11 protein-coding genes are annotated in these 12626 nt (G+C 61.7%); 3 read left to right on the top strand and 8 right to left on the bottom strand.

What is annotated here, in order from left to right; genetic code table 11:
* The first annotated feature begins 9 nt into the window (after positions 1–9).
* Both HDE79_RS11000 and HDE79_RS10995 read left to right on the top strand, forming a co-directional pair.
* A complete protein-coding gene (locus tag HDE79_RS11000) occupies positions 10–219 on the top strand; it encodes a YbdD/YjiX family protein (protein ID WP_184602000.1) in 210 nt (69 codons plus the stop codon).
* 90 nt (positions 220–309) lie between these two features.
* A complete protein-coding gene (locus HDE79_RS10995) occupies positions 310–765 on the top strand; it encodes a hypothetical protein (RefSeq protein WP_184601999.1) in 456 nt (151 codons plus the stop codon).
* A 435-nt stretch (positions 766–1200) separates the two neighbouring features.
* Here HDE79_RS10995 and HDE79_RS10990 read toward each other — a convergent pair whose 3' ends face one another.
* The 7 genes from HDE79_RS10990 to iadA form a co-directional block, all read right to left on the bottom strand.
* Complete coding sequence (locus HDE79_RS10990; protein ID WP_184601998.1) at positions 1201–1629, bottom strand: nuclear transport factor 2 family protein; 429 nt, start codon at positions 1627–1629, stop codon at positions 1201–1203.
* Positions 1630–1761: 132 nt separating this feature from the next.
* A complete protein-coding gene (locus HDE79_RS10985) occupies positions 1762–2934 on the bottom strand; it encodes a VWA domain-containing protein (RefSeq protein WP_184601997.1) in 1173 nt (390 codons plus the stop codon).
* 12 nt (positions 2935–2946) lie between these two features.
* Positions 2947–3792 (bottom strand): MoxR family ATPase, encoded by an 846-nt coding sequence (locus HDE79_RS10980; protein ID WP_184601996.1) that lies wholly within the window; start codon positions 3790–3792, stop codon positions 2947–2949.
* A 274-nt stretch (positions 3793–4066) separates the two neighbouring features.
* Positions 4067–5833: a Mur ligase family protein gene (locus HDE79_RS10975; protein WP_343205948.1), complete on the bottom strand. Its 1767-nt coding sequence runs from the start codon at positions 5831–5833 to the stop codon at positions 4067–4069.
* 61 nt (positions 5834–5894) lie between these two features.
* Positions 5895–8690 carry a cyanophycin synthetase gene (gene cphA, locus HDE79_RS10970; RefSeq protein ID WP_184601995.1) on the bottom strand — a complete coding sequence of 932 codons (2796 nt, stop codon included), beginning with the start codon at positions 8688–8690 and terminating at the stop codon, positions 5895–5897.
* Positions 8691–8746: 56 nt separating this feature from the next.
* The gene (locus tag HDE79_RS10965) at positions 8747–9637 is read right to left on the bottom strand and encodes a cyanophycinase (RefSeq protein WP_255488374.1); all 891 of its coding nucleotides are present in this window, start codon (positions 9635–9637) and stop codon (positions 8747–8749) included.
* A 123-nt stretch (positions 9638–9760) separates the two neighbouring features.
* Complete coding sequence (gene iadA, locus HDE79_RS10960; RefSeq protein ID WP_184601994.1) at positions 9761–10936, bottom strand: beta-aspartyl-peptidase; 1176 nt, start codon at positions 10934–10936, stop codon at positions 9761–9763.
* A gap of 192 nt (positions 10937–11128) precedes the next feature.
* On the opposite strand from iadA, the gene HDE79_RS10955 reads away from it, so the two are divergent.
* Positions 11129–11662 (top strand): DUF2127 domain-containing protein, encoded by a 534-nt coding sequence (locus HDE79_RS10955; RefSeq protein WP_184602127.1) that lies wholly within the window; start codon positions 11129–11131, stop codon positions 11660–11662.
* Between the two features lie 48 nt (positions 11663–11710).
* On the opposite strand, the gene HDE79_RS10950 is transcribed toward HDE79_RS10955, so the two are convergent.
* Positions 11711–12625, bottom strand: a complete 915-nt coding sequence (locus HDE79_RS10950; protein WP_255488389.1) for a DMT family transporter — start codon at positions 12623–12625, stop codon at positions 11711–11713.
* Position 12626 lies beyond the last annotated feature (1 nt).

Raw genomic sequence — 12626 nt, 5'->3', positions numbered from 1 at the left:
GATGCAACGATGACCCGATCAGCAATCACCACTGCCCTGCATCACGGCTGGAAACGCGCCGTGCAAACTGCCCGCCTGTGTTGCGGCGTACCCGATTACGACGCGTATGTGAAACATCTGCACGAACATCACCCCGAGCGCGAAGTGCCAAGTTACAGCGCGTTTTTTCGGGAACGGCAGGTGGCGCGTTACAAGGGAACGGGTGGGCGGTGTTGCTAACATGCAAAGTGCAAACTCGGGCAATAATCCGAGGTAGTAAGCAAACTTTGTGAAACGCCCCGCCGTCTAGGCTCTAACTACGACTAAATCATGAACGCTGGAATCGGCATTTCGACAATCGCGTTATTGATATCTCTGCTCAGCGCTCTTTACTCGAGACGATCTGTGCTTGAGGCGAAAAGTGCGAACCATATTTCTACGCACGGGCATAAGGCCGAGATTCTAGAAAACTTCAAACGCTTTCAAGCAGCCCTTTGTATCGATGGAGAAGCTTTTGATAAAGCGAATTTACTTCCTATGCTTATTTCTGCCGATAAGGCAAGACTTTATCTTAAGCCGGCATTGGCGAACAAACTTGGTCTTTACGCAGGTACAGCCTATGAGCTGTTGATAGCTCGTGATGCCGCCAATCGATTCAACTCCGTAAATATCGAAGTACCTAAGCAAAAATGGAATGAGATTTTTGGACTTGTTGACCGTTGCCGAGAGCTTGAAAGCAATTTGCTTGCTGAACTTGAATCAGAAACCCAAATTGTTGAGCGTTAAGACTTGCTTTTACCGCTTAGATTGGACGGCGTGAGCGCGTAGGTTGGTGATGAGCGCAGCGAATCCCAACGTCACGGCGCCGATCTGTTGGGATTCGCTGCGCTCATCACCAACCTACCAAAGCTGCGCGACCGCAAACTTCCCACAAAACCTCTCACGCACAACCTCGCGCATCTCCAGCTCAATCCCTTTGGGCGTCAACTCGAACATGCGTGGGCAGTGCAGTTCCGTGATCAGCCGATTGGAAACGGTCTAATCCCAACTGTTCATCGGCATCGGGTTGATCCACGCAAGGCGCGGAAATTTCGTTGCCCGCCACTGTAGCCAGACACCGCCGGCTTCAGCATCGTTGTGCCCGACGCTGCCACCTGGGTGGGTGATTTCATAGGACGTCGTGGCGACGGCGAAGCTCAGCCGTGTGTCGGCTCACCCGCCTCATTTCGGCGGCGGAAACCACATATTCAAAATCTTGCCGTTGCGCACCTCATAGACCGCCACCGCCTCAGGCTTGCCCTTCTCCGCAGGCAGACCAAGCGCGCGCTCGTGATCGACCACGATTGGCCCGCTGACGATGCGCTTGACGATCTCCACATGGAAATCCTTCGGCGATGTGCGCAGGAAGGCATAAGCGTCCCTGAGCGCAGGAAGACCGTTGCGCACTGGCCGTTTGCCAGCGAGGTCCACGATGGCGACATTGTCGGCAAAGCACGCGGCGAAGGCCTCGATATCGTGCGCATTGAACGCATCGACCTCGGCCTGCACGACGTGTTCGGGATCGGTGAATGTGCCACAGGCGGCCATGGCCTGCAATGACAGCAGACTCAATGGCAAAGCCAACCAGACGATGGAGCAGAACTTCGGCATAGAGTCTCCGGGGATGCAGGTAGTAAAGACATGGACGATGCCCGTGGATTATTGCCACGCACAAATAGCTCCCGATACGGATTACGAAAATACTTTGAGTAGTTCTTCAGAAACGTCTAACCGGCCATCAGCTCAGCGCACCAGTTCCCGCATCGCCAGCTCAATCCCTTTGGGCGTCAACTCGAACATGCGCGGGCCGAGCAGTTCGGTGATCAGACGGTTGGAAACGGTGTAATCCCAGCTGTTCATCGGCATCGGGTTGAGCCACGCAAGGCGTGGGAATTTGGTGGCCATCCGCTGTAACCACACGGCACCAGATTCGGCGTTATTGTGCTCGACGCTGCCGCCGGAGTGGGTGATTTCGTAGGGCGCCATGGCGGCATCGCCAACGAAGATCAGCCGCGTGTCGGGTGGATGAGTGCGCAGCACTTCCAGCGTGTCGATGCTGTTGCTGTACGTTCCGCCATCGCCTTGCCACAAGCGCTCGTACACGCAGTTATGGAAGTAGTAATGCGTCAGCCGCTTGAACTCGCCGCGCGCGGCGGTGAACAGCTGTTCGCAGGTGTGCACGTGGTCATCCATCGAACCGCCGATATCGAGCAACAGCAGCACCTTGATCGCGTTACGGCGCTCTGGCCGCATCTTGACGTTAAGCAGGCCGGCGTCGCGCGCGGTGGCGTTGATGGTGCCACCAAGATCGAACTCTTCCTGCGCACCCTGCCGCGCGAAGCGGCGCAATCGGCGCAAGGCCATCTGCAGGTTGCGCACGCCCAGTTCGGCATCGTCGGCGAGCCCGCGGAATTGGCGCTTGTCCCATACCTTGACCGCGCTGCGATTGCCGCCCTGGCCAACGCGGATACCTTCCGGGTGATAGCCGCCCGAACCGAACGGGCTGGTGCCGCCGGTACCGATCCAGCGGTTGCCGCCGGCGTGACGTTCTTTCTGTTCCGCAAGACGCTGGCGAAACGCTTCCATCAACGCGTCCAGGCCGCCGAGTTTCTCGATCTGCGCTTTTTCCTCGTCACTGAGTTGGCGCATGAAGTCACGCCGTAGCCACTCTTCGGGAATCAGCGCATCGGGCGTCAGCGGTTCGGTGACGACGCCCTGCCACCACGCGCCGAACGCTTGGTCGAAGCGGTCGTAATGGCGCTCATCCTTGACCCAGATCAACCGTGTCAGTTCGTAAAAGTCGTCCTGGTCGGCAAATGCCAGATGCGCCTGCAGCGCACTGTGCAGGTCGAGCAGTTCACGCAAGCTCACCGGCACGCCAGCCGCCCGCACTGCATTGAACAGACCGATCAACATGCGCCATCGACCTCAGCGCGACTGACGACGGTGCATGAAGGCCAGCCGCTCCAGCAGCTGCACGTCCTGCTCGTTCTTGATCAGCGCGCCATATAGCGGCGGTATGGCCTTGCCGGGATCACGCTCGCGCAGCGCCGACGCAGGGATGCGATCGGCCAGCAGCAGTTTGAGCCAGTCGATCAGCTCCGACGTCGACGGCTTTTTCTTGATGTTAGGCACGTCGCGCAGCTGGAAGAACATCGCCAGCGCTTCATCGACCAGCGCCTTCTCGATGTCGGGGAAATGCACGGCCACGATCTGCTGCAGTGTTTCCGCATCCGGGAAGGCGATGTAGTGGAAGAAGCAGCGACGCAGGAACGCATCCGGCAGCTCCTTCTCGTTGTTGGAGGTGATGATGATGATCGGGCGATGGCGGGCGCTGATGGTTTCGTCGGTCTCGTAGACGTAGAACTCCATGCGGTCGAGTTCCTGCAACAGGTCGTTGGGAAACTCGATGTCGGCCTTGTCGATCTCGTCGATCAACAGCACCACGCGCTCGCCCGACTCGAAGGCCTCCCACAGCTTGCCCTTGCGCAAATAGTTGCGCACGTCGTGCACGCCTTCCACGCCAAGCTGTGAATCGCGCAAGCGACTCACCGCGTCGTATTCATACAGGCCCTGCTGCGCCTTGGTGGTGGACTTGATGTGCCAGGTGATCAGCCGCGTCTGCAGCGAGCGCGCCAGCTCCTCGGCCAGCAAGGTCTTGCCTGTGCCTGGCTCGCCCTTGATCAGCAGGGGACGCTGCAAGGTGATGGCCGCATTGACCGCGAGGCTGAGATCGGCGGTGGCGACGTAGGTGTCGGTGCTATGGAAAGTCATGGGGTCGGGTGTCGATGGGGGCTTGTCTACAAGGGTAGCTCAGGCACGTGAGCGTGATGTTGTAGTTGTAGGTTGGGATGAGCAACGCGACAGTGAAGGCATAATGCCGGAACGAACATTCGTGAAACGAATGGCCCGAAGGGCGAGCCGCAGGAGCGGCTCGTAATCCCAACGCGTCGGAGGTAACCATGTTGGGATTCGCTGCGCTCATCACCAACCTACCAAAGCCACGGCGATAGCCGTGTAGGTCAGGCGGAACGCAGCGAACCCCAACCTACGGGAGCGGCGTGCCCGCCAACCAATCCGTTTTCTGAAGCTGATCAAGCAACGCCACAACCGCGTGTCGCGCCTGCGTGCCATGCGTGGGCAGCACGAGCAGATCACCGTCTTGCGCCCAGTTCAGCAGGCCGCGTACGGCGTCGATTTCATCGAGGCTGTCGACGATGGTGTCGGCGGGCATGGCCTGGCGTAGGAGTTCGGCACGCAGGATGTCGGTCACATCGCCTGGCTGACGACCACGCAGCATGCCTTCGATGTCCTTGAGCACGACACGCTGGGGGTTGAAGCTGGCGGCGACGGAAGCGAGTTCGCGAATCTCAGCGTCTTCGCGATTGCCGGCCTGGCCAAGTACGAGGCCAAGTCGCCCGCTGCTGCCTGCACTCATCGCCACACCCAGCAGGCCGCGCAGGCCTTCGGGGTTGTGTGCGTAGTCGACGAAGATCTGCAGCTGGCCGAACTTCCAATGTTGAAGGCGACCGGGATTGTCGGCGTGAGTGCTGCCGAAGCGTGCCAGTACCTTGCCGATGGTGTCGGCCGGGATGCCCAGCGCCGTAGCGGCCAGCGCGGCAGCAGAGATATTGGCGACGTTGTAGGTGGCGCTACCGACAAAACTGAGCGGCATGTCGGCAACGATGCCCAGATCGTGATCGATGCCCTGATGGAACAGACACAGATGACCATCGCGCACGCCGCAAGTGCTGCCGCCCCGTTCGCGATGAGCAAGCAACAGCCGATGAGTGTCGTCGAGCGAAAACCATGCCAGCGGCACAACGATCGTTTCGGCGTGCTTTACCAGCATGGCATCGTCAGCATTGAGCACCAGCAAGCCGTCGTGAGCCAGCACGCGGGCGACGGTGAGCTTGACCTCAGTGAGATCGTCGAGATTATGGATGCCGTATTCACCGAAGTGATCGTCGCTGACGTTGGTGACTACGGCCACGTTTGCACGCTGCACGGCGAGGCCGCGGCGCAGGATGCCACCGCGCGCGGTTTCCAGAATGGCCGCTTCGACGGTCGGCTGGCGCAGTACTTCGCGCGCGCCGGCCGGGCCGGAAAAGTCGCCGGTGTCGATCGCTTGGCCATCGATAAACACGCCATCGGTGCAGCTGTGACCAGCATGCCAACCGTGTGCGCTGGCCATCGCTGCCAGCAGCCGCACGGTCGTGGTCTTGCCGTTGGAGCCAGTAACCACGGCAACAGGAATATCGTGCAGCGATGGCCAGTCCACCGCAGTGACAATGGGCAGTTCCGAGATCGGCCAGACACGCGAGCCGATACCTTCGCCAATCGACAATGCATCCTCATCCGCCAGCGCAGCGATTCCACGTGCTCCGGCGGCGCGTACTAGAGCCAACAATTCGGGGCGACGTTCGGCGGCTACAAATGCCCGCAACGTGTGGAAAGCGGAATCGTTATCCCACGTCGCCGGATGGCCCGGCGCATGCAGGCCAACGTTCACCGCGGACGCGTCGGCCAGCGTGGCCAGCCACGCCCACTCGTTGAGCTCGGTGGCGCTGTACAGCTGGTCGACCGGCGCCTCGAAGGCCAGCGCGGCACCACCGACGTGCTGACGTTCGAACAATGGCGCGTGTGGCCAACCGAGTGCATCGCGGGCTAACGAGACCTGCTTGCGCCACGCACGCACCAGTGCTTCATCAGGCGGCACACCGAGCGTTTCGAGTACCGCGCCGGTCCCGGCAAAATAGAGGTTGATACCGGTGAGCCGCCGCGAGTCCTCGAACGGCATAGGCTCAGATGACACCGGTGTGGACGCCGCGGAAGTAAAAACTGCCGGATCGGAAGGTTCAATCGCAGGCATCGAATTAGTCGTCGCTCTCGCGCGAGAAGCGCACGCCGCGCTCGTCGCGCACCACGTCACCAAGATCGGCAAAGCTCGTCTCGTCGAAAACCGACTCGCCGATCACGGATACCACAGCACTCGTGGCGGACTCCGCGCGAACTTCTGGCGCACCCTCGGGCCGAAACTTGATGATCTGCTTCCACGAACGCACCAGCGCATCGGCGAAGATCAGCAACAGATCGCCGTGGCGACCCATATGCAGCGCGGCGTCGATGGCCTTCTGTTCGTCCGGGATGATCGAGATAGCTTCGTCGGGTATGCCGGCCGCCTGTAGCGCACGCGCCAGGATGCCCGGCACCTCGTCGCCATCGCGGCCGCGCAGTGAATCGTCGCGACGGCAGATGTAGTGATCGAAGCGGCCGGCCACCGCGTTGGCGATGGCGACTAGATCCTCGTCGCGGCGATCGCCAGGTCCACAGATCACCACGATGCGCCGACCGGTGACATCGAGCCGCTGCGCAAGATCGGCCATCACCGATACCGCGTGCGCGTTGTGGCCGTAGTCGAACAGCACCTTGAACGGATGCTCGCTGTACACGTTCATGCGACCCGGCGCCTGGAAGAACGTGGTGTCGAACGTGCGCAAACCTTGACGGATCGCATCGAGCTTGATGCCCAGCGAGAACGCCATCGACGCGGCAACCATGGCGTTCTGCACGTTGTGCAATGCGCGGCCTTCCATCGTCGCCGGAATCAGGTGCGTCCACAGCAGCGGGATGTGGCTCCCCTTGTCGTATAGCGTGATCATCGAACCATTGACGCCCGCCTCCAGCGCGCAAGCGCGGCCGCCCGCGCGCACGTGCTCGCGCACCAGTGCATGCGAGGGGTTCATGGTGACGTAGCAGATCACCTTGGCATCGGTGTAACCGGACATTTTCAGCACCAGCGGATCGTCCGCGTTGAGCACGGCGCAATCGGTGGCGACCTCGACGACAATCCGCTTGACCTCGGCCAGCTGCTCCAGCGTATCGATGCCCTTGAGCCCCAAATGATCGGACTGCACGTTGAGCACCGCGCCCACATTGACCTTGGGCACACCCATGCCGGCACGGATCAGACCGCCGCGAGCGGTCTCCAGAATGGCGATATCGATCTGTGGATCGGACAGCACCATACGCGCGGAGACCGGCCCGGTCATGTCGCCCTCGACCGTGCGCTGACCGTCGATGTAAACACCATCGGTAGTCGTCAGTCCGGGCGTATACGCGGCCATCTTGGTGATGTGCGCCAGCATGCGCGCCGTGGTGGTCTTGCCGTTGGTACCGGTGATCGCCGCAATCGGCACCTGCGAAGGCGTGCCCGGCGGAAACAGCATATCGATCACCGGGCCAGCGGCATCACGCGGCGAGCCTTCGCTGGGGCTGACATGCATGCGGAAGCCCGGCGCGGCGTTGACCTCGCAGATGCCACCGCCGATGGTCTTGTAGCTCTCGGCAATATTGGTGGTGAGGAAATCCACGCCGCCGACGTCCAGGCCAATGGCCCGAATGGCCCGTACGGCCATATCGCGATTGTCGGGATGGATGATGTCGGTGACGTCGGTCGCCGTGCCACCGGTGGAGAGGTTGGCGGTGGAGCGCAGAAAGACCGTCTCGTCGGCCTTCGGTATCGACTCGGCCGTGTAGCCGACACGCTCCATCATCATCTCCGCCTGTGCGTCGAGCACCAGCCGAGTCAGCACCTTCTCGTGACCGACGCCGCGGCGTGGATCGGCATTCACTGCATCGACCAGCTGCACAATCGTGTGCGTGCCGTCACCGATCACATGGCCAGGCGTACGGCGCGTGGCAGCCACCAGTTCGCCGTTGACTACCAGCAGACGATGATCGTCGCCGCTGAGAAAATTCTCCACAATCACCGAACGCGAAATTTCGCGCGCCTCGTTGAAGCCGGCGATGATTTCCTCGTCAGTCATCAGATGGATCGAGATGCCGCGACCGTGGTTGCCGTTGAAAGGTTTCGTCACCACCGGTACGCCAAGCCGGCGTGCGGCGCGTAGCGCGCCATCCTCGCTGGTGACCAGCTCCTGCTTCGGCACCGGCAGGCCGAGGGTGGCGAGGATCTTGTTGGTCTCTTCCTTGTCGCTGGCCAGCTCCACCGCGATATGCGGCGTGCGGCCAGTGACCGTGGCCTGGATGCGCTGCTGGTATTTGCCATGGCCAAGCTGCACCAGCGACTGGCCGTTCAAACGCAGCCACGGAATGCAGCGCTCTTCGGCGGCACGCACCAGCGAAGCGGTCGATGGCCCCAGCGCACGGCGCTGCGCATAGCGGATGAACTCATCGCGTGCCGTCGGCCACTCCCAGCCTTCGGGCACGCTGCCGCGCGTTCGCAGTTCTTCGGGCAGCAATGACGAGAGCAGGCGCAGCGCGAGTTCGCCCGCCGCGATGCCCTCCTCCTTCTGTGCGTACTCGTAGACCACGGAATACACGCCGGGCTTGTCGACGCTGCGGGTCTTGCCGAAGGTCACGTCTTCGCCGGCGACGTTCTGCAGTTCGATCGCCACGTGTTCGAGCACATGGCCGAGCCAGGTGCCGTCGCCTTCGCGCATGCGGCGGATAAAACCGCCTGGCTCGCGATACGAACAACCGTGTTCGGCCAGGCCTGGCAGCGCGGAAATCAGTCCATCGACGAAAGCCGCGCCAAGGCGACCGGTCGGCCACTGCTCCAGCTCCCCCAGATCCAGCTCGAGCCGGATAACCGGAAAATGCGCATACAGCGACGGACCGACAAAAACAGAGCGTTCCAGAATGCGCATGCGGTTTCCTTGGAAGATTGAATGGGCTACGGCGGTCTCGCTGGGTCGTGCTTGGGTCAGTCGCTTTTTTTCGGTGTAGCCAGCGTACCCGCCGAGGCGTGGCGCGTCTGCATGTTGAAGGTGGCGCCAGCAATCAGCACGTGAATAGTGACACCCAGCATGCACACCGGATCGTGCTCGCCAGCCTGCGCCATCGAGGAAAACTGCAGGTTGCCCGCGTCCAGCACAGTGACCGAGCCGCTACCTTCGACTTCGACCGTGTTGTCCGGGCGGATAAACGCGGCGGTGTCCTCATCCAGGCCAATGCCAACGGCATAGGGGTTGTACGCCAATGCAGCCATCAGCCGACCCAACCGGTCACGCTGGCTGAAGTGCTGATCGATGATGAAGCGGTTGGTCAAGCCCAGGCCCGGCGCCAGTCGTACGCTGCCCGCGGTGGGTGAAAGACCTTCCTTGCCGAAGGCGATCATGTGTTCGCTGAGAATGCTCGCCCCCGCACTGGTGCCACCCACATGCACGCCACGCGCATTCAAGGCACGTATGCGCTGCGCCACCGGCGTACCACCCAGCATCGTCGACAGGCGCAACTGATTGCCGCCGGTGAAAAAGATACCGGTCGCCTGATCAAGCCGCGCAAGGCGGTTCTTTTCTTCGGTATCGCGGCGCATGTCGAAGTCGAGCACACCGACCTCGCCCACGCCCAATCCGGTAAACAGTTTTTCGTAGCGCTCGCCCGTATCGGCCAACTGACTCGCCGTGGGAATCACCACGATATTGGCATCGCCGCCACCGCACAACTCGACGAATCGCTTGAGTATCCGTGGGTCGTTTTCTTTTTCTTCCGCACCACCAATTGGTACGATCCAGCCTCGCTGCTCCCCTTCCACCACCCTGCTGGGACTCATCCTGCCCTCATCGATTTCGTTCTCGTCTTTATTTGGAGTCATGGGTTCTCTGGGTCTCTGGGATCAATGGAGTTAGCCCATCGATCGTGACGCATCGAACGTCGGTTAAATGTTCATGGCGCACGATTGCGCCCTGCAGATAGTGCGACAACGCACGTTGTGCCGTTATGTCGACATATCCTCGAACGTGCCGTGGTGTTTGATGTGTCCGTCGCGCACATGCACCACGCCACGAGCAATGACATCGTGCGCGGCACCCGCATCGTCCAGCGCCACCAGATCGGCATCCGCACCGACACCGATGTGCCCCTTCGACGCCAGTCGCAACAACCGCGCCGGGTTGCTGGTGAACGCTGGCAGCGCGCGCTCCAGCGGCACGCCGCGTGCGACGACTTCATTCAAGGTTTCCAGCAACGCGCCCGATTCGCCCACACCCATGCGGCAGACGTGGCCATCGGCATCAAAGGTCGGCAGGCAGCCGCCGGCATCGGAACTCACCGTAATGCGTTCGGCCGGCGCATCGCTGTCGAGATAGCGCAGCAGCGCATCGGCAGCACTCCATGCATCTTCACCCTCTTCCACCGGAAACGCGGTGAGGTCGATCGTGCAACCGCTCGCGGTGAGCGCCAACGCCTCGTCGAACAATCCCTTGCGCCGATTGACGTGAGTGGGATGAAACACGCGTGGCGGCAGCTCGCTTTTTTCCAGCGCCTGACGCACCAGATCGAGCCCGCGCAGGCCATCGCCGAGATGCAGATGCAGCACGCCGGCCTTGCCGGTCATCAGGCCGGCGACGTGCGCGTCCGAAGCCAGCCGCATCAGCTCGTCCAGCGTGGGCTGGCTGGAGCGGTGATCGCTGATCGCCACTTCACCGATGCCGATCAATGCCTCGATAAACACCAGATCGCCGCGCACACTGCCAGTCAGCGTCTGCGGCGGCACGTGATAGCCGCCAGTGAATGCCAGCGCGCTCAGCCCTTCCTCACGCAGCGCATAGACGGTCGCCAGCAGATCGCGCGGCCCGCGCGCGACATCGTCGGTACCGAGCAAGCCCACCACCGTGGTGATGCCAGCGCGGGTGAAACGCGACACGCCAACCGGCGGCACGCGCGTGCGAAAACCCGCTTCGCCACCGCCACCCGTCACATGCACGTGCGCATCGATAAAGCCGGGAATCAGCCGGCGGCCTTGCAGATCGATCGTCTGTACCGACAGCACGGCCGGTAAATCGGCCAGCTGCGCGCCCATCCACAGAATGCGTCCACCGCCCAGCAGCAGATGCTGCAGGCCCAGCGGTTCGGGCGCATAGACCTGCGCATTTCTCAGAAGCAGAAGATTCATCCACGCAGCGTGCCGACCGGCTGCAGTGGCGTCAAGCTGAACCGCGATGGCTCCAGCGGCGGCGAACATCTGCCACTGGTTGTTGCACGGCAGTTTTCATCGAACAATCATGGAACAAGCCGTTGCATCGACCATTCACCCCGTAAAGGCGACAATAGCCCGCTAGACCCACGAAACGACCCCATGTCCGACATGTCCAGCTCGACCGCTTCCGGCAACGCAGGCCAAGGCACGACCAAGCCCCCCAGGCGTGAATCCCAGCACGGCGTGGGCCTGCGGGTTATCGCGATCTACAAGGCAGTCAAGACGGTCGGCCTGATCCTGGTCGCCATCGCCTCGTTCCATCTGTACAAGACCCAGAATTTCGACGGGCTGGTGCACTGGCTGGAACATCTATCGTTGGCCGACAGCAACGGCCTGCGCTGGAAGTTGGTGCAACTGCTGGAGGACATGGGGCCGAACAAGTTTGTCGCGATCGGCCTCGTGGCGCTGGCCTATGCCGCGATTTTCGCCACCGAAGGTATTGGTCTGTGGCTGCAGAAGTACTGGGCCGAATGGTTCACCGTGATCGCCACCGGATCGCTGATCCCGCTGGAGATTTACGAGTCCATCAGCCACTTCAGCTGGCTCAAACTGGCCGTGCTGATCGCCAATACGCTCATTGTGATCTATCTGGTCCGCATTGCCTTGCAGTCGCGAGCAGAGATGAAGAAGGCAGCCGGCTGAACGAGGCCTTCGGACACTCAGGCATCTGATTGGCATGCAGCGTCAGCATCAGACTTCATGATGAATCGCCTCGGCCGGTAGCTCGCCGGCGTCGCTGCCACGTCGCGGCATCAGTTCCACCGTATACATCGCCGCCAGCACCAAGCCACCGCCGACCAGCATGCGCCAGGTCAGCAGATCGCTGCCGAAGGCGACGGCAAAACCGGCGGCAAACACCGGCTCGGTGGTCATCACGATCGCCGCACGCGTTGCCCGCAGATGCGATTGCGCCCAGGTCTGCATCAGCATCGCCCCCGCTCCGGCGATCAGTGCCATGTACAGCACAGCGAACCACGCGCTGCGATCCGGCGGCAACGTTGGCCCATGCGGCGCGGTGGCCAGTAGACAGACAATGGCGATGGCCACCATCTGTACCGCCGACATGCCGAATGCCTCGCCACTACGCGACCACTGGCCGAGACCAACGATATGCAGGCCGTACATCAAGGCCGAAACCAGGGTGAGCCACACGCCAAGATCCACCGACACGCCGTTGAGCGAAAGCAGCGCCAGCCCGCCTGTCGCCAGCAGCACCGCCAGCCACACCACGCCGGGCATGCGGTGACGCAGCAGCACGGTGGCCAGGATCGGCGTAAACACCACGTACATGCCGGTAACGAAACCGCTGACGCTGGGCGCAATACGCGAAAGTCCCCAGGTCTGCAGCAGCTGTCCTGCGCCGTAGACAACGCCCAGTATCAGGCCGCGCAGAATCTGCTGACGTCCCAGGCGCATCACCGGCCGCGCAAACAGCGCCAGCATCACTGCCGCGGCGACCACAAAACGCACCGCCAGAAAATCCGCCACCGGCATGCGGGCGACCACGTCCTTGATCAGCACGAAGGTCGATCCCCAGACGGCAGTCATCGCCAGCAGACCGAGGGTAGCCAGCAGCTCGATCCGTCGGGAGCCGGGTTCCGACAAA

Origin of the sequence: Rhodanobacter sp. MP1X3 (assembly GCF_014207165.1) — a bacterium.
Taxonomy (GTDB): domain Bacteria; phylum Pseudomonadota; class Gammaproteobacteria; order Xanthomonadales; family Rhodanobacteraceae; genus Rhodanobacter.
The sequence above is the reverse complement of the archived record's forward strand: the minus strand, read 5'-3'. Positions and strand labels throughout refer to the sequence as shown.

Coding starts and splice junctions, on each gene's coding strand:
- HDE79_RS11000 (WP_184602000.1), top strand. CDS start 10: ATGACCCGATCAGCAATCACCACTGCCCTGCATCACGGCTGGAAACGC.
- HDE79_RS10995 (WP_184601999.1), top strand. CDS start 310: ATGAACGCTGGAATCGGCATTTCGACAATCGCGTTATTGATATCTCTG.
- HDE79_RS10990 (WP_184601998.1), bottom strand. CDS start 1,629: ATGCCGAAGTTCTGCTCCATCGTCTGGTTGGCTTTGCCATTGAGTCTG.
- HDE79_RS10985 (WP_184601997.1), bottom strand. CDS start 2,934: ATGTTGATCGGTCTGTTCAATGCAGTGCGGGCGGCTGGCGTGCCGGTG.
- HDE79_RS10980 (WP_184601996.1), bottom strand. CDS start 3,792: ATGACTTTCCATAGCACCGACACCTACGTCGCCACCGCCGATCTCAGC.
- cphA (WP_184601995.1), bottom strand. CDS start 8,690: ATGCGCATTCTGGAACGCTCTGTTTTTGTCGGTCCGTCGCTGTATGCG.
- HDE79_RS10965 (WP_255488374.1), bottom strand. CDS start 9,637: ATGACTCCAAATAAAGACGAGAACGAAATCGATGAGGGCAGGATGAGT.
- iadA (WP_184601994.1), bottom strand. CDS start 10,936: ATGAATCTTCTGCTTCTGAGAAATGCGCAGGTCTATGCGCCCGAACCG.
- HDE79_RS10955 (WP_184602127.1), top strand. CDS start 11,129: ATGTCCAGCTCGACCGCTTCCGGCAACGCAGGCCAAGGCACGACCAAG.